The organism is Providencia sp. 2024EL-00732 (assembly GCF_044006275.1).
Lineage (GTDB): Bacteria > Pseudomonadota > Gammaproteobacteria > Enterobacterales > Enterobacteriaceae > Providencia > Providencia huashanensis.
The window spans coordinates 770799-791473 of sequence record NZ_JBIPDG010000001.1; the positions used below are offsets into that span (position 1 = coordinate 770799).

At 36.7% G+C, this 20675-nt stretch carries 21 protein-coding genes; 10 read left to right on the top strand and 11 right to left on the bottom strand.

The features are described from left to right. Nucleotides 1-98 precede the first annotated feature (98 nt). The 6 genes from ACHB7C_RS03560 to ACHB7C_RS03585 form a co-directional block, all read right to left on the bottom strand. On the bottom strand, nt 99-443 hold the full coding sequence (locus tag ACHB7C_RS03560; RefSeq protein ID WP_198860640.1) for an ASCH domain-containing protein: 345 nt from the start codon (nt 441-443) through the stop codon (nt 99-101). A gap of 44 nt (nt 444-487) precedes the next feature. Further along, a complete protein-coding gene (locus ACHB7C_RS03565; protein WP_166685976.1) occupies nt 488-1084 on the bottom strand; it encodes a glutathione S-transferase family protein in 597 nt (198 codons plus the stop codon). A gap of 162 nt (nt 1085-1246) precedes the next feature. Beyond that, on the bottom strand, nt 1247-1894 hold the full coding sequence (locus ACHB7C_RS03570) for a glutathione S-transferase family protein (RefSeq protein ID WP_042843723.1): 648 nt from the start codon (nt 1892-1894) through the stop codon (nt 1247-1249). A gap of 113 nt (nt 1895-2007) precedes the next feature. Continuing rightward, a complete protein-coding gene (locus ACHB7C_RS03575) occupies nt 2008-2358 on the bottom strand; it encodes a hypothetical protein (RefSeq protein WP_198860642.1) in 351 nt (116 codons plus the stop codon). 53 nt (nt 2359-2411) lie between these two features. Further along, complete coding sequence (locus ACHB7C_RS03580) at nt 2412-3344, bottom strand: ChuX/HutX family heme-like substrate-binding protein (RefSeq protein ID WP_395346416.1); 933 nt, start codon at nt 3342-3344, stop codon at nt 2412-2414. A 20-nt stretch (nt 3345-3364) separates the two neighbouring features. Further along, entirely contained in the window at nt 3365-4162 is a 798-nt protein-coding gene (locus tag ACHB7C_RS03585; protein ID WP_166685978.1) for a hypothetical protein, read from the bottom strand. Between the two features lie 253 nt (nt 4163-4415). Between ACHB7C_RS03585 and ACHB7C_RS03590 the strand changes: the two genes are divergently transcribed. The 4 genes from ACHB7C_RS03590 to ACHB7C_RS03605 all read left to right on the top strand — a co-directional run bounded on the left by ACHB7C_RS03590 (nt 4416) and on the right by ACHB7C_RS03605 (nt 7599). Beyond that, a complete protein-coding gene (locus ACHB7C_RS03590) occupies nt 4416-6044 on the top strand; it encodes a DUF4139 domain-containing protein (RefSeq protein WP_272677965.1) in 1629 nt (542 codons plus the stop codon). A 74-nt stretch (nt 6045-6118) separates the two neighbouring features. Further along, entirely contained in the window at nt 6119-6868 is a 750-nt protein-coding gene (gene ydfG, locus ACHB7C_RS03595) for a bifunctional NADP-dependent 3-hydroxy acid dehydrogenase/3-hydroxypropionate dehydrogenase YdfG (protein WP_042843718.1), read from the top strand. An 85-nt stretch (nt 6869-6953) separates the two neighbouring features. Then, nucleotides 6954-7322 carry a DUF1283 family protein gene (locus tag ACHB7C_RS03600; protein ID WP_042843717.1) on the top strand — a complete coding sequence of 123 codons (369 nt, stop codon included), beginning with the start codon at nt 6954-6956 and terminating at the stop codon, nt 7320-7322. 43 nt (nt 7323-7365) lie between these two features. Continuing rightward, nucleotides 7366-7599 carry a DUF1161 domain-containing protein gene (locus ACHB7C_RS03605; RefSeq protein WP_042843716.1) on the top strand — a complete coding sequence of 78 codons (234 nt, stop codon included), beginning with the start codon at nt 7366-7368 and terminating at the stop codon, nt 7597-7599. Nucleotides 7600-7664: 65 nt separating this feature from the next. On the opposite strand, the gene bioD is transcribed toward ACHB7C_RS03605, so the two are convergent. The 3 genes from bioD to ACHB7C_RS03620 all read right to left on the bottom strand — a co-directional run bounded on the left by bioD (nt 7665) and on the right by ACHB7C_RS03620 (nt 10696). Next, complete coding sequence (gene bioD / locus ACHB7C_RS03610; RefSeq protein ID WP_166685981.1) at nt 7665-8339, bottom strand: dethiobiotin synthase; 675 nt, start codon at nt 8337-8339, stop codon at nt 7665-7667. Between the two features lie 142 nt (nt 8340-8481). Next, the gene (locus tag ACHB7C_RS03615; RefSeq protein WP_181468495.1) at nt 8482-9693 is read right to left on the bottom strand and encodes an ROK family protein; all 1212 of its coding nucleotides are present in this window, start codon (nt 9691-9693) and stop codon (nt 8482-8484) included. Between the two features lie 97 nt (nt 9694-9790). Beyond that, on the bottom strand, nt 9791-10696 hold the full coding sequence (locus ACHB7C_RS03620; protein ID WP_042843713.1) for a LysR family transcriptional regulator: 906 nt from the start codon (nt 10694-10696) through the stop codon (nt 9791-9793). 115 nt (nt 10697-10811) lie between these two features. Between ACHB7C_RS03620 and ACHB7C_RS03625 the strand changes: the two genes are divergently transcribed. Both ACHB7C_RS03625 and ACHB7C_RS03630 read left to right on the top strand, forming a co-directional pair. Beyond that, nucleotides 10812-12080: an MFS transporter gene (locus ACHB7C_RS03625; protein ID WP_129465940.1), complete on the top strand. Its 1269-nt coding sequence runs from the start codon at nt 10812-10814 to the stop codon at nt 12078-12080. An 86-nt stretch (nt 12081-12166) separates the two neighbouring features. Next, a complete protein-coding gene (locus ACHB7C_RS03630) occupies nt 12167-12733 on the top strand; it encodes a lytic polysaccharide monooxygenase (RefSeq protein ID WP_048607228.1) in 567 nt (188 codons plus the stop codon). Between the two features lie 68 nt (nt 12734-12801). Here ACHB7C_RS03630 and ACHB7C_RS03635 read toward each other — a convergent pair whose 3' ends face one another. After that, nucleotides 12802-13590 carry a hypothetical protein gene (locus ACHB7C_RS03635; RefSeq protein ID WP_129465941.1) on the bottom strand — a complete coding sequence of 263 codons (789 nt, stop codon included), beginning with the start codon at nt 13588-13590 and terminating at the stop codon, nt 12802-12804. A 341-nt stretch (nt 13591-13931) separates the two neighbouring features. Here ACHB7C_RS03635 and tus point away from each other — a divergent pair, with 341 nt between their 5' ends. Next, nucleotides 13932-14849: a DNA replication terminus site-binding protein gene (tus, locus tag ACHB7C_RS03640; protein ID WP_042843708.1), complete on the top strand. Its 918-nt coding sequence runs from the start codon at nt 13932-13934 to the stop codon at nt 14847-14849. 71 nt (nt 14850-14920) lie between these two features. Here the strand turns inward: tus and fumC are convergent, their stop codons facing one another. Next, nucleotides 14921-16318 (bottom strand): class II fumarate hydratase, encoded by a 1398-nt coding sequence (fumC, locus tag ACHB7C_RS03645; RefSeq protein ID WP_042843706.1) that lies wholly within the window; start codon nt 16316-16318, stop codon nt 14921-14923. Nucleotides 16319-16497: 179 nt separating this feature from the next. Between fumC and manA the strand changes: the two genes are divergently transcribed. The 3 genes from manA (at nt 16498) to add (ending at nt 20618) form a co-directional block, all read left to right on the top strand. Then, on the top strand, nt 16498-17673 hold the full coding sequence (gene manA / locus ACHB7C_RS03650) for a mannose-6-phosphate isomerase (RefSeq protein ID WP_042843705.1): 1176 nt from the start codon (nt 16498-16500) through the stop codon (nt 17671-17673). A 106-nt stretch (nt 17674-17779) separates the two neighbouring features. Continuing rightward, nucleotides 17780-19426, top strand: coding sequence for a YdgA family protein (locus ACHB7C_RS03655; protein ID WP_042843704.1), 1647 nt, complete (start codon nt 17780-17782; stop codon nt 19424-19426). A gap of 190 nt (nt 19427-19616) precedes the next feature. Continuing rightward, nucleotides 19617-20618 carry an adenosine deaminase gene (gene add / locus ACHB7C_RS03660; protein WP_166685989.1) on the top strand — a complete coding sequence of 334 codons (1002 nt, stop codon included), beginning with the start codon at nt 19617-19619 and terminating at the stop codon, nt 20616-20618. Nucleotides 20619-20675 lie beyond the last annotated feature (57 nt).

Below are 20675 nucleotides of genomic sequence, written 5' to 3' on the forward strand. Positions count from 1 at the left end.
ATGCGAACCTAAGTATGAAATGAAGAAATCCAGCGTTCTGGCTGGTTAATCATGTTGGCTTTTTTATCGCTGAATTGGTTAATCGTAAGGATTGAATCTTAGCTCAACTCGACTTCATAAATCTTACGTTTTGCTATCATTTTTACTGGGGTTTCAATAGCTCGGATATCAGTTAGTTCCCAAGCTAGCCAACCTGCTTCATAGTAAAATGCACAGGCTGCATCAATATCACTTTCAACGAATGGCCTCACATTTTTCACTTTAACAATTGCGACTGCTTTCCCCATTTCTTCATCGCCATCTTTTAAAAGATAATGGTGATTTTCAACAATTAGTAAGTCTTCATTACAATCGATGTTTGGTGCCCATTTTCTTATTTCTAACGTTTTTATTCCTAACGCAATATTTTTACCTGCTGGAAAAACTATAGATATGGCTTTCATTGGTGTGATTTTTCCTGTTAATCAAAATGTTATTGTTTGTTGTTTTATAAATTATTTTTTTCCTGGGCTTGTATGTATGACCGCCGGCTAATAGCCCTATCAATGTAATCATTAATTGTAGGACTAAGGTTAACATGGCATAACCTAGCCCACAAAAGCGTATGAGATAGAAAAATATCAGCTAAAGTGAAGTTGTCACCAGCGACCCACTCGTTATCTTTATTAAGCTTAAATTGCCTTGTTACATTTTCAGATTCTATTTTAAAGTAATCAACTAACGATAAAGAACGCTTCTCTTCAGGAATAAAAACAAGTTGTTTTAGTAGATTCCAGATAGGAGATTCTAAATCTGTTAAAGCAAAGCTTATATAAGAATAAATAACTGATTGTTCTTTTATATCAGATGGATAGAACGTTTCCTTTGGGTGTTTATTACACAAATAATGACATATCGCAAATGTCTCTTCTATTGAAACATCCCCATCTACCATTAACGGAACCTTACCTCGTGAATGAGGTGATTTAACTTTAGGTTTATCGCTGAACATATCAACTCTAACTGTTTCATAGTCAACACCAAGTTCTTCTAATGTCCATAAAACCCTCAGAGAACGACTTCTAGGAAAAGTGTATATTTTCATAAAAAATAACCTATGTAGTTAAATGCCCGCTGCATATTTAATACGAACAAAACTAAATCAACACTATGGTGTTGATTTAAATTTTTAAGCTGTAGATATACCCATCATTTTATCGATGAATAAGTGACAGCGTCACATAAAGTGCTATTTATACATCTAAGATTAAGGTTTTGCTGGCCGGAGTTCATCATACGAAATAGCAACATGCTCGCGATATGCAGGCCTATCAAGAAGACGCTTATAGTAAGCCTCAATGTAAGGAAGCGATTTTCTTTTTATATCAATATCATAATAACGATACAACACATGCCCGAATTGGATGTCAGCCAGTGAAAAATCATCACTGGCCAAGTAGTTTCTGGATGCTAATATCTCTTCTGCAATCATTAAATTATTTTCAAATTTGTCGATAGCAAGTTTGATGGAATTAATATCTTGGGATTCCTTTGGAGTGCGTGCTACTTGCCAAAAGATAGGCGCCGTAAATGCCAATGCTACATTTAACTTTGACCATTCCATCCAGCGATCAACCTCGGTTCTTGCTAATATTTCATCAGGCCAAAAATTCCCTTTTGCATATCGGTTAGCAAGATACCTAAGTATTGCCCCAGTTTCCCATAATGGAGGGTTGCAACCATCCTGAATAACAGGAACAGTACGATTAGGATTTAAGCGGTAAAATTCGTCAGTATCAGTACCGCCATAGCGATGCCCAAAATCAAGCCTCTTATAAGGTAATTCTAACTCACCAATACACCACATTAGTGCTTGGACGTTAGATGAAGTTTTACGACCCCAAACTGTTAGCATGAATTCTCCATAAAGGCTTTCTTAATGTTCTTCTAATACTACATGCTTAAAATAGGATATTTCAATCTTAGTTTGAGGTTTTGACGTTTAGCCTTCTATTGCTAACATTATCACTACCCGGTCCATATACCATCTAATTGTTCGTCATAGCGCTGATTAAGGTTACCATAGAGCACTGATTTATAATCTTCTCTTAATTGGCCAGTACAGTTGTTATTTTTTAAACTCGCAAGCATATAACGAAAAGACGGTAAATCATCTGTCATTTCCTTTGATGCATTGCGAAAGTTTTCATAACTTGAAGCATCAAGCCTAAATGCAATATTTTGTTTTAGCTCAAGTGGGAGATTGCTGATATGGTTAATTTTTTGGTGTATGTTTGGTTCGTGCTCCGAGAGCGCAGATTCTGCATCTGTACCTTGATGTGATGAAAATGTTTTAATATCAAAAATGTTATTTATCATTTGATTATCCACCATTTTTCTATTTTATAATTCTATTAATAATGATCAATGAGCTAGTGATTCGGTAATTTCCTCATTAAATCCCCCCAGTATTCATCTTGCTTTTGCCCTTCTCTCCTAACTCCATAAAATTGGGCTATATGCTCTTCATTTTTATTAAATAACTCTAGGCTTGTAATAAACCCATCACGAGAGTTTTTATTAACAACCCAAGCTTCCCCAACCTCATCTTTTGCTATTCTTATTACTGATTTCCCTCCTTCTTCAGTTGTACCGTGGATGACTATTTTTTTGCCATTCATTATTTCAGTAATTTTATCTATTGGGCCTGTATAGATCTGGATTGCAGAATCATTACCCACAAAAATCATCATTTTTTTATTGTCGTTATGTATCTTATTTAAAGTTGTCAATAAACTTTCTGTACTTACTTTTCTTGCCAAGTCATTTGGTACTTTTTGGAATGCTTCAAGTTTGCTTATTCCAAGTTGTTGTAGCATTGGATAAAAATGGTGTACATCAGCCATGTTTCTCCATAAGTTTTCAATATCATTACTTTTATTTATTGTTTTCATTGTTGATTTTTGAGAGACGATTTCACTTGGATTTATGTTTAAATCTTCTTTTGAATAAAAACTTAATGACAATACTTTATTTCCATCATGAGACATTAAATTAGCTTTATATCTATTATCACTAATTTTTTTATAATTAACGTTTTTAATTTTCCCAGGGATAACTCGTAGGTCAATCCCATTTGGATTAAGTATTAAATGACCATTTGCTGCAGGTTGCTTTATCTCACCATTTGTATAGATTATTGAATGCCCTGATGGCCCACTAGTACTCATTTCTACATTGTTATTTGATATGTTTTTTATGTTTTCTAGAATATGTTTTAATGATGAATATTTGGTATTTTCTTCAAGATTAATACCATATTGACTACTGGTATCCTTTACTGAATAAAGCCTAGAACTGAGCATTTCTTCTTCCTTAATATTATTTAATTAATACCAAATTTTTCTTTTATTTCAAAAGGTAAGTAAACTGACAAATTTTTGACTAAAAAAAATGCATCAGACCTTATGTCATCATTTAAATCAGCGGAAGGCGTATTTATATAATCATGATAGAACTTATTGAGTCTTAATGTTGTATTCATTAATATATCAGATGATTTCTGTTGCTCAGTTAATGAGGATTTACATAAATTTTCTGCACACTTTGCATTTGCTGCTGCGATTGCAATATCGTTAGAAATATTACTTCGGCTACATTGTTCAAAATGATGATGAAAATCATTCTGTGTTAGATCACTTGGTGCAGACATTCCTTCATAAACAATGTTATAAGCAAAATTATATTGACAGGTATTCCAGTACGTAAGTCTTTTTTCTATATCTATCTTTTGTTTTAATTGTTCACTGGTACTAAGTAAACAATCTGTAGAGTTAAAGAATTTCTCATTATTTTCAAAAACCTCTTTGGATAACCCAAAGCTCTCCCACTCCGTATCTCCACTTTTCATTGCTGCCATACCATACATAACGTTTAATTCTTGTAACCTTTTGATTGATGTGATATTTATCTCTTCCTTATTCTTTAAGATATCTTCTATTATATTGATATTTTCAAATGCCTTACTGTTCAGTTCATTTTTTCTTTCGGGGCTAGGCTCGTATTGATTGTAAAGCTCCTTTTCAATTTTTAATAATTCATTATTTAGCGTCTTTATAACTGTAGTAGCATCATTGTGATCAGCTTTGTAATAAAATGTGGAGCTAGTCGGGGCTATATTCATAAAATACACCTATTCTCAATTTAAAAAATTTGATGTATTATTTTTCCACAAAAGTAAAAAACATCTTTCAATATTTACCTTAATCTTTTTTATTTTCCTTTAGCTATTTTCTGTTTATGGATATTTTTAGGTTTAATAACTTAATTTTTATAATCAACTTTTCGGTTTTATCTGCTATCGCTGAAAAGATCAGTTAAATAGGATGGTTACATAATTTCGTGTGTAATAACTTTATCATTATTGGAGTTCACATATGACCGTATCTACTCGACTGGCAAGTAGTTTGATATTGACGGCACTTTTTACGTCTCAATATGCATTTGCTGAAGCTAAAAACAATTTAAATCAACCAGTTAAATTAAATCATGCCACTGTATTTCTACACGGGGCTGAATTAGATAATGATGTGACGCTGTCACTTAATAAGGGGCAAAATAAGGTAATTTTAACGAATATAGCCCATAACGTTGACCCACGTACGTTATCAGTTAACCTAAATGATAAAAATGTAATAATTCGTTCTGTTAATATTCAAACTGTCCCTACTGAAGTTGTTTATCCCGAAAATATCAAGGCACTTCAAACTCAACAAAAGCAATTAATGCAGCAAATAGAAGATGCTATTATTGCGATTAAAGTCGGAGAAGAACAATTAAGCTTATTGAAAGACCAACGCTTTTTTGGGGAAAATAATGCTCAATCTTTAGAGCAATCATCCCAAAAGCTAGACTTTATACGTCAGCAAATGACGAAAATTTTACAAGAACAACAAAAATACCAACTCACTATCGATGAGCTTGAAGAAAAATCAGCACTGCTACAAGCTCAAATTGACCAAAATATGCCGGCTTCCCTTGGCAAACAAACACAGGTTGTTATGTCGATAGACGCACCTGAAGCCACAACAGCAAAACTACAGCTTTCTTATTTAACACAGGATGCCGCTTGGTCACCTAGCTATGATATACGCAGTCAGAACACAGAATCACCTATAGTTTTAACTTATAAAGCGGATGTCATTCAAAATACAGGTATTGATTGGGAAAATATTGACCTAACCTTATCGACCATTAATCCATCAAAGAATATCACCCCTTTTGATTTACAGCCTTGGCGTCTGTCAATTTATGATGAAAATAAACAGTTGGAACGTCAAGTCCGTATGAAACCAATGCCAGCTGCACCTGTTGCTATGTATGAAGAAAGTATGACTGCTAGCAAAAAAAAGGTTGGGTCAGGTATTGCTGATTTTGTGACCACCGCAAATAACGGTATTAGCCTAAACTATCAAATCACCCTTCCTTTCACACTGAAAAGTACATCCAAGCCAAGTTCATTGACGATTAAACAAGAAGATATTGCGGCTAAGTATGAGTACACCGCAACACCAAAACTTGCAGAGGATGTCTTCTTACAAGCAAATATTGAAAATTGGCAAGCTCTAAACTTATTGAACGGAAATGCCAATATTTACTATGGAAATACGTATATTGGAAACGTTAAAATCGATGCAAATCGACTGACTGATACTTTACAAGTTCCTTTTGGTATCGATAAAAATATTCAGATTTCACGTGAAAACAATGAAAAAATGAAGAAAAAACCAAGCTTCATTGGTTCAACGGTAGAGCAAAAAGAGAGTTATCTCATCAAAGCTAAAAACATACATCCAAACCCTGTTAAATTAACTATTTATGACCAACTGCCTATTAGTGAAGACAGTGATATAAAAGTGTCAGATGTAGATAATAAAGACGCTGTGATCAACAAAAAAACAGGGAAAATAACTTGGAATGTTGAGCTAAAACCGAATGAAGAGATTCAGATCCCATTTAGTTACACATTAAGTTACCCTAAGGATAAACATATCCTAGGATTATAACAGCTTTTGTAGTTCACATTAGAAAGCGTTAAAATCGCTACATGCTGACACAACAATAACAATTTGAGGTTCTCATGATTATATTAGTAACAGGTGCTTCATCGGGCTTTGGTGAGTCTATAGCTCGCAAATTTATTCAACATAATTATACCGTTATTGGAACAGGCCGTAGAACAGAACGTTTAGAAGCGCTACATCAGGAACTAGGTGAAAAATTTTATCCATTAACTTTGGATGTCCAAGATAGAAAAGCAATTCAATCAGCTGTTGCAAGTTTGCCTGCTCATCTCAAAAATATTGATGTACTAGTTAACAATGCTGGTTTAGCGCTCGGTTTAGAACCTGCTTTTGATGCTAACCCTGATGATTGGGAAATTATGATTAATACCAATACTAAAGGTTTAGTTAATATGACTTATGAGGTACTACAAGGTATGGTCGCGAATAATCATGGTCATATCATTAACATCGGTTCAACGGCTGCGAGCTGGCCTTATAAAGGCGGTAATGTATACGGCGCAACTAAAGCCTTCGTAAAACAATTTTCTTTAGGTCTACGTGCTGACCTTCAAGGCAAAAAGATCCGGGTTACTGATATAGAACCAGGCTTAGTGGGTGGAACAGAGTTTTCCAATATTCGTTTTAAAGGTGATGATGATAAAGCCGCTAATACGTACCAAGGTGCAGAAGCCTTGACGCCTGAAGATATCGCTGAAACGGTTTATTGGGTGGCAACATTACCTGCTCATATGAATGTGAATACACTTGAATTGATGCCAGTATGCCAAACCTTTGCAGGTTTAACCGTACATAAACAACTTTGATTTTTAGTACTATTCTATACTGACGCAATCATATACTTTTGGCTATACTTTGGTTATTGCCCCTACTCAAGTAAGGAATTTTTACATGAGCCCACATAAAACTTTGAAAACTGGCTTAACTGCGTTTTGTTTTTGTCTCCCTTTATTTTGGGTAACATCCTCTTTGGCAGCACAAGCAACCACATCCTGTACCGCCGGAAGCACATGTGTTTCTGTTGGTAAAGGTGATGATTCCCTTAACAAAGAGCAAGCGCGTCAGGAAAAAGAGCAATGGGATAATACCCGTATGCTACGTAATAAAGTCAATACTCGTACTGAAAAAGAATTTGATAAGATAGATGCCGCTTTTGATGCAAAAGATAAATGTGAAAAAAGCCTTAATCTGAATGCTTATTGGGAACCTAGCACCAAGCGCTGTCTTGATGTCAGTACAGGCCGTCCAATCAATCCATAATTTCTAGCTTGCTGTTTTATGGATTGATTACCAAGGAGGTATAATGCAAAAGAAATTATTAGTTCCATTATTAGTATTAACGCTAGCACCGGTTTTTGCACAAGCTTCATGTGAAAGCGTAATTGAAGAGATCAAGCAGAAAATCATCAATAACGGTGTACCTGCTGACAATTTTAGTTTAGTCGCAGTCCCTAATGATGAGGTCGATTCATCTAAAGGGCAAGTTGTTGGGCACTGCCAAAATGATTCGTATAAAATTATTTATACACGTCATTGATTGATTTCTAATGGCTAAAATCAAGGGCGCGATATTTTTTACGCGCCCTTGATTTATTTTGCGAGTTAGGCGGGTATAGCAATAAATTGTTGAAGTTTTTCCACATCTAGATAATGCCCAAGTTCTTTCTCTTCAGGGCGCAATAAATAGGGTATCTCACCAATTAGTGGGGCCTTAATGTGGTGTTGTAATCTTTCAATGATTTGAGCGTAATGTGCGAGCCCAGGGTTAATGCGATTTGCCATCCAACCAACCAAAGGTAGTCCGTCAGCTCTAATCGCTTCCGCAGTTAACAAGGCATGGTTAACACAGCCATGTTGAATACCTACAACAAGAATAACACCTACTGGTTGCCCTTTTAGCCAATCTGCATAAAACGTATTATCATCAAGAAGATATCGCCATCCTCCATTACCTTCAATGACAACCATGTCACATTGGCTGTGTAAATGCTCTAAGCCTTGTTTGATTTGATTGAAATCAATACTGTTTTCGTGACTATAATTATCGCTGATCCGCACTGGATTGACTTCATCATAGGAAACACGGTCTTTAGATACACTTTGGATTAATAATGCATCTTTGTTTCTTATCCCCTCTGGCGTATCAATGCATTGATCCGCGATGGGTTTATATCCGACGGCTTTAATTCCTTGGCCATTTAGTGCCTGCAATATGGCAAGCGTCGATACTGTCTTCCCGACATCTGTATCTGTCCCGGTAATAAATAGATTGATCATGGTCTTTTTCTATCCTGAAGTGACAGACTTACACAGCAATAAGCTGCAAAAATGATATGGATTCAGTTTATTGGAATGGGAAAGTGATAAGTTTGCGTTAGCTCAATTTTGTGTGGGATAATGTAAAGATTATCGAATTAATTTAACCTTGTAATAACTGCATCAATAGCGAACCATCATATAAAGCACGTTGTATTAATGATGATTCACTATCACTAACACTTAACGTGGATTTTTCTATTGTTATTTTTGATGAGTAAAGAGGAATTGACTGCTGGTCGATGTAGTGATGAAGTTTATCAAAAAATAATTCTGAGATTTGATTAATAGGCGAATTGATTAAGATTAATTCGGTTCCGAGTACATTGACCATTAAAGCTAATGGTTTTGCCAATAACTGCGCAATATTGTCGATAAGTTGAATGCAAAGAGTATCGCCTAATTTTACGCCGCTACAAATGCTATCAATAGAAATAATATTATGTTGCAAGTAAGAGTCTGAATAATTACAGAGTAAGTTATTTGCTTGTTGCAATATTGCAGGTAGGGATGTGTGTGTTTCTAAGCAACCAACACCTCCACAATAACAGGGGATGTTTTGCGTTTTTTTATACTGGGTATGAGCAAATAAATTGGGGCGCTGAGTATTAGCATCTAACGTTATACCATGGTTTAGAACTGTAATATTGACAACATCTTGTAGTTGAAGATAAATAATGTTTTTTGCTTTTCGTTTTGCCAAATGGGAAAAATAATCTTTTAATGCCAAAGCATCCACTGATGGATGTAAATAAATAGGTAGCCCTGTATGTTCAGTTAAGTATTCGCCAATAGCTAATTGGTTAATATTAAAGTGAGCATGGTGATGGATAACGCCGGTATAAGGATCTAAGACGCCATCAGACAGAATGCTTATTGCTGTAACTCTTTCTAATATACTCTGGTGGCTAGCAAAAAAATGACTAATTAATTCAGATAATTTATTTATAAATTGTTCATTATTAATAGGTTTAAAAGGATATTCTGTTTGAGCTAATGTTGTAGCGTTAATTTCCTTTAGTGAAATAGTGATTTTCTTGTCTTGTATGCGGATTGCTAAAAACTGCCACCCTTCACTTTCAACGACTAAGCCTACTGCTGGGCGACCACGCAACCCGAGAACAGGAAACTCTAACTCTTTTATTATATGAGCATCCATGAGTTCACGCGTGATTTTAGTGATACTGGCTGGGGCAAGTTGTGATTGTTTGGATAATGCAATACGCGAAATAGGACCATGTTGATCAATTATTCGATATACGATCCCCGTATTTAATTGTTTTATCTGGTCAATATGACCTGTTTGATTCACCATGGCAATAATTGAAATCCTTTATAAAGCAATTAGTTATTATGCCTTAATCTGCATATTAATGATTTCGCATACAGCATAAGTGTGATGTTAATCACACTTATTCACCAACAATATTAGACATTAACAGGTTGGTTAACTTTTTAGCCGCAGCAGGTAAGGTTCTACGCGTATTGTAAACTAACCAAACCTCAGATGAAGCATTAATATTAGCGAGTTTTATATATTTCACACCATCAACTTTCATACGTGTAAACGACTCAGTAATAATTGAAATCCCCATCCCTGCGGAGACGAGGCCTAAAATAGTCATTGCCTCACCTGCTTCTTGAGAAATTTTTGGTACGACACCAGCAGAAGTCAATAGCTGGTTTATCTCATCGTATAATGCAGTCCCGACATCGCGCTCGAAAAAAACTAATGGGTAATTAGCAAGTTGTTCTATATCAATGCCGACATCAGCATATTCGAGCAATGGGTGTCCTTCATAAACCGCCACCATAAAAGGTTCTTTGAATAATAATTTGTAATCTAATTGCTCTGGTAACCCTGTATTTCGCATAATACCGAAATCGATACGGCCAGTAATTAAAGGAGCTATCTGCTGCTTAGTATTCATCTGATGCATATGAATAGAAACTTCAGGATAAGACTCCCGATACTGACGTAAACTCATTGTAACCTTATGCATAAAGGGTGTGGTGGAAGTAAACCCAATAGATAATTCACCAAGTTCGCCTTTTTCCATTCGCGCTGCTTTAGTCGCCGCAGCATTAACCTGAGCCAAAATTTGATAGGCTTCTTTCAAGAACATCGTTCCCGCAGGTGTTAATGCGACGTTACGATTATTTCTTTCTAATAATTTCGCATGGATTTTTTCTTCAAGTATTTGTATTTGTTGGCTTAAAGGTGGTTGTGACATATGCAACCGCTCTGCTGCTCGGCCAAAGTGTAGTTCCTCGGCGACAGCAATAAAGTATCTAAGGTGTCGAAGTTCTATGCTCATAGTTCATTTGATATCTTTAAAGTATTATTGTGTATAATTAATATATTAGACAAAAAACTGAAAAATTTCTATTCTTTGATCGAAATCAAACCAGTTGGTATGACAAGGAATACATATGGAACATTCATCAAATAGTCTGACTTCTGAGCAACCAGCCAAAGGGAAAAAAACGGACGCCCCTGCCCATACCGAACCTAAAAAGCATTATATTCAAAGAGATGATGCTCTATATTTACGTGTCACTTTATCTTTCTTTACCGTTGGGTTCGCTACATTCGCGCTGTTATATTTTGTTCAACCTATCTTACCAATGTTGTCTGAGGATTTTAATGTTTCTCCTGCAACCGCGAGTTTGTCGCTATCACTCAGTACAGGTTTAATGGCTCTAGGTCTATTAATTACAGGGCCAATTTCAGATGCCATTGGTAGAAAAAACGTCATGGTCATTGCACTGATGTGTGCTGCGCTATTCACTTTATTAAGCTCTGTAATGCAAAGCTGGAATGGTATTTTGATAGCTAGAGCATTGGTTGGGCTATCACTTAGCGGAGTCGCAGCCGTTGCAATGACTTATTTAAGTGAAGAAATTCACCCGAGTTATGTTGCGCTTTCCATGGGGTTATACATTAGCGGTAACTCTATTGGCGGTATGAGTGGGCGGTTAATGACTGGGGTAATTTCAGATTATTATTCATGGCGGGTCGCTGTTGTTCTTTTAGGGGCATTAGCGTTGATCGCTGCAATTGGCTTTTGGCGGTTATTACCTCCATCTCAACATTTCCGTGCAAGCTCATTAAAACCTAAAAATTTATGGGTAAACTTACACCTACACTTTAGGGACCGAGGTTTGCCTTGGCTCTTTGTAGAAGGCTTTGTACTGATGGGGGGTTTTGTGACAATGTACAACTATATTGGTTACCGCTTGCTTGACGCCCCCTACTATTTCTCACAATCCACTGTAGGCCTTCTTTCTGTCATTTATTTAACGGGAACATATAGCGCAACTAAAACTGGTAGTCTCACACAAAAATATGGTTTAGGTAGTGTACTAATCTCTGCAATTTGTATGATGTTAGTGGGTATATTATTAACATTACACCCAAATATTTGGGTGATCCTATCTGGTATGACGGTATTAACGGCGGGCTTTTTTGCAGCACATTCAGTTGCAAGCAGTTGGGTTGGGCGAAGAGCGAAACGTGCTCGCGGTCAAGCATCATCGATGTATCTTTTTAGTTATTATGCCGGTTCAAGTATTGCAGGCACCTTAGGTGGAGTATTTTGGACTTATTTTGGATGGAACGGTGTTGCTTTATTTATTGCTGGAATATTACTTATCGGTATTATCATCGCCTATCGTTTGAAATTAGGATGTTATGATTAATTATCTTAGTATTTAATAAAGGTTGAAATTTCGATCCTCCTCGTTGTTAGTGATGATAGTTATTCTATTAATGACGAGGAAATTCTATGAAACAACAATTACTACTTGTACCTATCCTTTTTTTCTGCAGTTTTTTGGCCTACCCCCACGGATATGTAAAGTCTCCAGAAAGCCGTTCGTATTTGTGCCGCAAAGAAGTAAATACCAATTGTGGTCAAATTCAATATGAACCTCAGTCACTAGAAGGTCCAAAAGGTTTCCCACAACAAGGCCCTGCTGATGGTGAAATTGCTAGCGCTGGCCTTTCTCAGTTTTCACCGCTCGATGTACAAACAGCTGAGCGATGGAAGACTGTTCCCCTGAAGACCCGTAATGTAGAATTTGAATGGTATTTAACTGCAAAACATAAAACGACCAAATGGGAATATTTTATGACTAAACCCGATTGGGAGCCCAATATTCCCTTATCTCGTGCTCAATTTGAATTAACCCCTTTTTGCGAATTTCACCGTATAGAAACCCCCGATAACACAGTCAAACACAACTGTGTGTTGCCTCAAGAACAAACAGGATATCAGGTTGTTCTTGCTGTTTGGACGATAGACGATACGTCAAAGGCATTCTATCAAGTTATTGATTTATCATTGGATTAATGTTTTTCATATAACAAAAATTGAGTAATAGGCTAAACTGTATATTTATATCTAAAACCATTTCAATACTATATGTTATGTATATTGAAATGGTATTTATTGACATCATCCACCGTTACCTTGCTACTCCTTGTACCTTCAGTAAATGTTAATCCACTTTCTCTTTCACTTATTGCGGGTAATCGAAAACGTTCCATAAAGTCTTTGGCTCGACGTACTTCTGGTCTCAAATAACTATTAAAATTATTAGCATGCTCAGCTTCTGCTAATAACGGATTAATAAATTGCATAACTGAGTGAATTGGTTGTTCAAAAGCGTTAATACTTCCATCTTGTAAGTTCAATACAACCCCATAATTATGTGGTATACACGATGAAATCGCCCATTGTTCCCAAGATGAATTTACTCCATGATTGCTTAATACCTTTTTTACCGGCTCACCAATGTTATCCCCACCCATAAGCCAAATTCCTCCCGTAAGCGTTGATACAACATCGCTATTATTCTGAGGAGCTATTTGTAATAAAGTTGCTGTAACTGCTTGGTCTATCAAACTTATTATATTATGGTCAAAATGAATAACGGCTCCAGTCTGATTATTTTTATTGTATAGCGTTGCGACCACACAGGTTTGCGCATTCACAGAACATAAATAATTATTCTCATTATTAGTACTGTAACTAGATAAAACGCCTTCCCCTTGTAAAGCACAACGAAGATGACTTGGTGTTGCCCCTTCGGGTAAAGCATCTTGAATATGTTGAATGGTACCAAGATATTGGTAATTAGCTTGTGTAGTTGTATTTTTTTGAAAAAGGTCAACAAACGGTTGGATCAGCGGTGGGATAGTCAGCATACCTTACCTTTTAAAATTGAGTGAGTATTACATCATTTATAATGTTTAATATTTCCATAATTAAGACATTAACACTTTCAATTTAATATATAATTTACTGAATTTTATTCGAGGATAATGGCGTATTCCAAAGCCTTATATCGAAAAGATATCGATGGTACTGCTATCGGTACAGGGGGGAAAACTCATCCTGAAGTACCAATGAAGAGAAAAAGCTACCAGTTCCCCTGCCCGCTAACGTTAAGTTTCGCTAAAATCCCCCGTAGTCTGGTTAAAAAATTGCTAATAATGATTGTTAATGCTACATTTTATTTATCACAAATAGAATGTTGTAACTAAAAATGAACCCTAGACAAAAACTTATCGACACTTTCAATAACTTAGAGATTGAAATAAAACAACTTAGTCATTTATTGTTAGAACAAGCTCAACTCGTCCCATTTATAGCAAGTACGTTTATTTTACCTAATATAATCAAAGGTGAAGAAAATAACGAGATTAGCCATATTCCGGTTCAAAAATTAACTAGTCATAGTGCTATTGAAGCAACAATTAAGTTAATTAACCTACTGTTTATCCATAATAAATCTGAAGAAATTAGCAATAAATCGGCTATCCGTCTACCTGGTGTTATCTGTATCCAAACTGAATTAAAAACATATCGGGAATTTAATGCATTAATATCAAAGATTAATGAATTGAAAGTACAGATAAAAACAATCGTCACACAAATAAATGAAACTCAACGTTTTGAATTTATTAGAGAAAGCCTTCATGGGTTATTAACATTAAATACCTATCGCACCCTCACCTCACTAGTCGATATTGATACCATTAATTTTGGATGGGCCAATAAAAAAATCATCAATAAAGTGACCAAAGAAACCGTATTAAGCCGTTTACAAGCAAGTTTAGAAAGTGGTCGCTGCCCTTTACATATCCCTAAAGAACATTGGCAATTACAAATAGAAAGCGATATTCAATTGATCTACTCGTTACCCCATGATGCGATTTTAAAAACTCAACGCCCTGTAAAAGTTCAGCCGATAGCGCGAGTCTGGGATAGTTCTCAACAAAAACAAACCCAATTTGCTTGCTCTACCCCCTTATTTGTTTTTGCCCTAGAGAAAACAGTTGCCGAAATAAAAGTTGGTGAATTACACGATTACCATGTAGATAATATCCCACTACGTAACCGGCCAAAAGCTAAACCAGTAGAATTATTAATCCCACGTTTAAATTTATATATAGAACGTTAAAAAACACCCAATTGTTACCAATATGGGTGTTTCCTCAGTTTATTACATGATATTTTAGCAAGCCATAAAGTTTATGACTTCATGCTTCCAACCATGTCTTCTGGGCGAACCCATTCATCAAATTGTTCTTCTGTCAGATAGTTTAATTTCAATGCTGATTGTTTTAGTGTTAACCCTTCTTTATGAGCTTTCTTAGCAATTTCAGCGGCTTTATCATAACCAATATGGGTATTTAAAGCGGTTACTAACATCAATGATTCATGCAGTAATTTTTCAATGCGCTCACGATTTGGTTCAATACCAATAGCACAATGTTCATTGAAACTACGCATACCATCAGCTAATAAACGGACAGATTGTAAGAAGTTATCAATTACCATTGGGCGAAAAACGTTAAGCTCGAAATTGCCTGATGCGCCACCAATATTAACTGCAACATCATTTCCCATCACTTGCGCACATAGCATTGTTAATGCTTCACACTGTGTAGGGTTAACTTTCCCTGGCATGATTGAACTGCCTGGTTCGTTCTCTGGTATCGCAATTTCACCAATGCCACAACGAGGACCTGATGCTAACCACCTAACATCATTCGCAATTTTCATTAATGAAGCCGCTAAGCCTTTCAGTGCACCATGAGCATGAACTAAGCTGTCACACGTTGCCAAAGCTTCAAATTTATTAGGTGCAGTGATAAATGGCTGACCCGTTAATTCGGCAATTTTTTTAGCAACACGAACTGCGTATTCAGGATGAGTATTCAACCCTGTACCGACAGCAGTACCACCCAGAGCAAGTTCACAAACATGAGGTATTGAATTCTCAATATGTTTTTCATTGTGTGCTAACATTGCAGCCCAGCCAGAAATTTCTTGGCCTAACGTCAATGGGGTTGCATCTTGTAAGTGGGTACGACCAATTTTGACGATATCTTTGAATTCTTTTGCTTTTGCATCTAAAGTTTTGTGTAAAACTTTTAGTTCTGGTAGTAGATGTTCGCGAATAGCAACCACCGCAGCGACATGCATGGCTGTTGGGAAAACATCATTTGAACTTTGGCTTTTATTAACATCGTCATTTGGGTGAATAAGGCGATCATTACCACGCTGCCCACCGAGGATTTCGCTACCACGGTTAGCTAATACCTCATTCATGTTCATGTTACTTTGCGTACCAGAACCCGTTTGCCATATAGCCAGTGGGAACTCTGTAGGGTGTTTGCCAGCTAATACTTCATCAGCAGCAGCAATGATTGCATCGCCACGCTCTTTGGCTAATAATCCTAGATCCATATTTACACTAGCGGCGGCTTTTTTTGTGATAGCGAGTGCGTGGATTAACGCGACAGGCATTTTTTCTACAGATATACGGAAATGTTCTAAAGAACGCTGCGTTTGCGCGCCCCACAAGTGGTCAGCAGGTACTTCAATAGGTCCCATTGAGTCTTTTTCAATGCGAGTGGCTGCCATTACTATCTCCTTAGGTACATATACAGAATAATTGATTTTAGAATCATCTGCTTGCAGGTAAGCAAATAACCGAGCAGTATAATGCCACAAATTGAATTTCATTTATGAGACTTAGTCGAGCTTATTGTACTGTAATGAAAAGGAAATGAGTTGATTTTTATAAAAAAGAGAATTTTGCTATGCTTAAAATGATAAACAAAGTCCAAAATTATGATTGGGGTAGTAAAACGGCCCTAACTAAGCTATATGGGCTCCCTAACCCTAACCACCTACCAATGGCTGAGCTTTGGATGGGGGCTCACCCCAAAGCGAGCTCAGAAGTTCTCGATGCGCAAAAAAATCAAACTGTCCCCCTTAACACCTTGATTGAGAGCGCCCCTGAATATTATTTGGGTTCGCATATCGCACAAACTTATCATCGATTACCGTACTTGTTTAAGGTACTGTGCGCTGCTCAACCGCTGTCAGTACAAGTACATCCCAACAAAACCTATGCTGAGGTCGGGTTTGCTAAAGAGAATGCAGCGGGTATTCCAGTAGACTCACCTATTCGCAACTATAAAGATGATAACCATAAACCAGAATTAATTTATGCCTTAACACCTTTTAAAGCAATGAATGCATTTCGTCCATTGAATGAAATAGCACAATTGCTTGATTTTGTTTCAGCGGCTCATCCGGACATCCAACTATTTGTTCAAGACCCAACAGAAGAAAAGCTATCACGCCTATTTGCACAAATTCTTAATTTAACAGGTGAACAAAAAGAGCTCGCACTTGGAGTACTAAAAGCGGCTTTAAATAGTCGCCAAGGTGAACCGTGGAACTCAATAAAGCAAATGGCAAGTTTATACCCTGAAGATAATGGTTTATTTACCCCACTTCTTCTTAATGTTGTTGAACTGCAACCCGGTGAAGCGATGTTTTTATATGCAAGAACACCGCATGCTTATTTAGAAGGGGTTGGGTTAGAGGTCATGGCTAATTCAGATAATGTTCTGCGTGCAGGGTTAACAAATAAACACATAGATGTCCCTGAACTGATTGCGAATATTGACTTTAACCCTACGTCAGCAAAGGATTTATTAAGTATCCCCGAAAAATCTGGAAATATCTGGAAATATAATATTCCAGTAGAAGATTTTTCATTTAATATATATTCTATAAACAACTCGGAGGTTACTCTATCTAACGATACAGCCTCAATTTTATTTTGTATTGAAGGTCAGTTAGTTTTCCGTTCAGGTAATGAAGAAATATGCATAGATTCTGGTGAGTCTGTTTTTCTACCTGCTTATGAGAAAAGTATTACCATTAACGGCAATGGTAAGCTTGCCCGAGTTTTTAATAAGTAGTGTCATATTCTGTATTTAACCGTTTATTTTGTTAAAAAACGGTTATTTAAAACTTATATAATTTTATAAGTACGTTTATAACGTACTGAAAGGATGGATGTTTATAATGAAAAAGTCATTAGTCGCGGTTGGTGTTATTGTAGCTCTGGGCGCTGTATGGACGGGTGCATCGTGGTATACAGGTTCAAAAGTAAAAGATGAACTTGACAGAGTGATCCTCAAAACCAACGATTTTTTTGCTGTAAATGTGCCTGAAGCAGGTTTGAATTTCAAAGTAGAAAACTATGAAAAAGGCGTTTTCTCTTCTAAAGCTGACATCGTAATTACTTCAGCTGATTCAGTAACACCTGATGATTCTATCATATTTAAGACAAATATTGATCATGGCCCATTCCCATTATCACAAGTTGCTAAGTTTAATTTGTTGCCAAAACTGGCTGCTACTCAAATAGAATTAGCAAATAATGCAACAACTAAAGAGCTTTTTGAAGCAACCAAAGGAAAGCCGTTTGTTAATGGTTCTGCTGTCATTGGTTATAGCAAAAGTATCGATACTAACTTAGAGCTTATCCCAGTTGAATATAGCAAAGATGATATTTCGCTATCGTTTAGCGGCTCTAAATTTGATGTTTCAACTACAGCAGACTTAGAGTCTGTCGATGCATCAATAATCACTGATAACTTTGTGATGGGTAAAGCAGATAAATCAGAAACAATGACCGTTAAAGGGTTAAAATTAGTTTCTAATGTCAAAAAATCACAATATGGTTTCTACACAGGAACACAAGAATTTGTGATTGCAGATACAGACTTCAATATCCCAGAAACAAAATTCTCATTTAAAGATTTTAAAATCGCCAGTGATACTTCTATCAACGGTGAAGATGTTAAAGGCAACATTTCTTACAGTATTGGTGACATTAAAGCATTAGAACAAAATTTAGGTTCAGGCCAAGTCACTGTTGCAATTGAAAAACTAGATGCTAAAGCATTAGGTAAATTTGTAGAACAATACAACAAAGCCTTAGCAGAAGGTTTAGCAACTGGTGACCCATCAGAAGCTACTGAACGTTTAGCCATGGAAATGATGTCAACCACATTGCCTGAGCTAATGAAAAGCAAACCTGTATTCACAGTTAGCCCGCTATATTGGAAAAATGAAGCTGGCCAAAGCTCTGTTGACTTAAATGTCACTTTCAATAAATGGAACCAAGACGAAATCACCGCGTTGGCAATGTCTAATAAAGTTGATGAAGCATTCAAACAATTGATTTCTTCTTTTGATTTTAACCTGAAGCTGAATAAGCCAATGGTAATTGAATCCATGACACAAGCCATGATTTTAGACCAAGGCGTTCCAGTTGATGCTGAAACTAAAAAAGAAATGAAAGGTATGGTGACATCTGAATTTGCAGGTGTACAGCAAATGTTGACTTCGGATATGTTCTCTTCCCCGTTTGAAGAAATGTTTATGACCGATGAAGAACGCGCTGAAAAAGCTAAACAGAAAAAATCACCTTGGATGATTGATAGCGAAAATGATTTAACAATGACGATCAAATTCGCTGGTAACGACCTGACATTCAACAATGATAAGTACACCTTAGCTGAGTTCTTGACTAAGATGAAAATCATGTCTGGACCTGAAGACGAGTTAGAATATGACGCTCAACCAGCTCCAGGTGCGGAAATCGCACCAGAAATTGGTAATGAGCCTGAGTTAGCACCACAAGCTGAAACACCTGCTAACTAATCAAACTCAAGCTAATAGAAAAAACGCTAGTCAATTATGACTGGCGTTTTTTTTATCACCAACATTTCGGTGACGCACATCACAAATTAAATGTAATTTTTTATCATGTTTCACATTTTACGTGATTTACAATTGCTTTTAGCTAAATAACGGCCAAAATAAGGAAAGAAAACAGATAAAGGATCATCCCGTGATAAATACCCGTCTCCCTTTAACCGACTTACACCGTCACCTTGATGGTAATATCCGACCGGAAACTATTCTTTCACTAGCTGAACAGCACCATATTCAATTACCCGCAACAGAACTTGAGGCATTACGCCCTCATGTACAAATTATAGGACAGGAAGCTGATTTAGTCGGTTTTTTGTCAAAATTAGATTGGGGAGTTTCAGTACTCGCTGATTTAGATGCCTGCCGCCGTGTTGCATTTGAAAATGTAGAAGATGCGTTTAATGCGGGGATTGATTATGCAGAGCTTCGTTTTTCACCTTACTACATGGCGATGAAGCACCACTTACCTGTCGAAGGTGTCGTGGAAGCGATTATTGATGGTGTACAAGCAAGTTGCAAACAATTTGAAATCAAAATTAATTTGATCGGAATTTTAAGTCGCACGTTTGGGCAGCATGCTTGCTCTACTGAATTACAAGGGCTTTTAGCTCATCGCCATCATTTGTGTGCTTTAGACCTCGCTGGAGATGAACTTGGTTTTCCAGGGGAATTATTTGAGTCTCACTTCATAAAAGCCAGAGATGCAGGTTTAAATATTACCGTTCATGCAGGTGAGGCTGCGGGAGCAGAGAGTATTTGGCATGCAATTAATGTATTAGGTGCGCAACGAATTGGCCATGGTGTAAAAGCAATTGAAGACCCCGCTCTAATTGATTATTTAGTGAAGCACCAAATCGGTATGGAAAGTTGCTTAACCTCCAATATCCAAACTAGCACTGTCTCATCATTAGCTAAACACCCGTTAAAGGCCTTTTTACAGCATGGGGTATTAGCATCAATAAATACTGATGACCCAGCAGTGCAAGGAATTGAGTTACGTTATGAATATGAAGTCGCAGCACCACAAGCAGGCTTGACCGCTGCTGAAATCGAGCAAGCTCAACGTAATGGCCTTGCTATCGCATTTTTATCCACAAATGAGAAAAATGCACTGTTAGAAAAAGCAGCTAAACGATAAAAACTAAAGGGCATCACACTGGGTGCCCTCATCCATTCCACTCACTGCATTTTGACC

Coding starts and splice junctions, on each gene's coding strand:
- ACHB7C_RS03630 (WP_048607228.1), top strand. CDS start 12,167: ATGAAACAACAATTACTACTTGTACCTATCCTTTTTTTCTGCAGTTTT.
- ACHB7C_RS03570 (WP_042843723.1), bottom strand. CDS start 1,894: ATGCTAACAGTTTGGGGTCGTAAAACTTCATCTAACGTCCAAGCACTA.
- ACHB7C_RS03575 (WP_198860642.1), bottom strand. CDS start 2,358: ATGATAAATAACATTTTTGATATTAAAACATTTTCATCACATCAAGGT.
- tus (WP_042843708.1), top strand. CDS start 13,932: ATGAACCCTAGACAAAAACTTATCGACACTTTCAATAACTTAGAGATT.
- fumC (WP_042843706.1), bottom strand. CDS start 16,318: ATGGCAGCCACTCGCATTGAAAAAGACTCAATGGGACCTATTGAAGTA.
- ACHB7C_RS03655 (WP_042843704.1), top strand. CDS start 17,780: ATGAAAAAGTCATTAGTCGCGGTTGGTGTTATTGTAGCTCTGGGCGCT.
- ACHB7C_RS03580 (WP_395346416.1), bottom strand. CDS start 3,344: ATGCTCAGTTCTAGGCTTTATTCAGTAAAGGATACCAGTAGTCAATAT.
- bioD (WP_166685981.1), bottom strand. CDS start 8,339: ATGATCAATCTATTTATTACCGGGACAGATACAGATGTCGGGAAGACA.
- ACHB7C_RS03565 (WP_166685976.1), bottom strand. CDS start 1,084: ATGAAAATATACACTTTTCCTAGAAGTCGTTCTCTGAGGGTTTTATGG.
- ACHB7C_RS03625 (WP_129465940.1), top strand. CDS start 10,812: ATGGAACATTCATCAAATAGTCTGACTTCTGAGCAACCAGCCAAAGGG.
- ACHB7C_RS03560 (WP_198860640.1), bottom strand. CDS start 443: ATGAAAGCCATATCTATAGTTTTTCCAGCAGGTAAAAATATTGCGTTA.
- manA (WP_042843705.1), top strand. CDS start 16,498: ATGCTTAAAATGATAAACAAAGTCCAAAATTATGATTGGGGTAGTAAA.
- ACHB7C_RS03600 (WP_042843717.1), top strand. CDS start 6,954: ATGAGCCCACATAAAACTTTGAAAACTGGCTTAACTGCGTTTTGTTTT.
- ACHB7C_RS03585 (WP_166685978.1), bottom strand. CDS start 4,162: ATGAATATAGCCCCGACTAGCTCCACATTTTATTACAAAGCTGATCAC.
- ydfG (WP_042843718.1), top strand. CDS start 6,119: ATGATTATATTAGTAACAGGTGCTTCATCGGGCTTTGGTGAGTCTATA.
- ACHB7C_RS03605 (WP_042843716.1), top strand. CDS start 7,366: ATGCAAAAGAAATTATTAGTTCCATTATTAGTATTAACGCTAGCACCG.
- ACHB7C_RS03620 (WP_042843713.1), bottom strand. CDS start 10,696: ATGAGCATAGAACTTCGACACCTTAGATACTTTATTGCTGTCGCCGAG.
- ACHB7C_RS03615 (WP_181468495.1), bottom strand. CDS start 9,693: ATGGTGAATCAAACAGGTCATATTGACCAGATAAAACAATTAAATACG.
- ACHB7C_RS03590 (WP_272677965.1), top strand. CDS start 4,416: ATGACCGTATCTACTCGACTGGCAAGTAGTTTGATATTGACGGCACTT.
- ACHB7C_RS03635 (WP_129465941.1), bottom strand. CDS start 13,590: ATGCTGACTATCCCACCGCTGATCCAACCGTTTGTTGACCTTTTTCAA.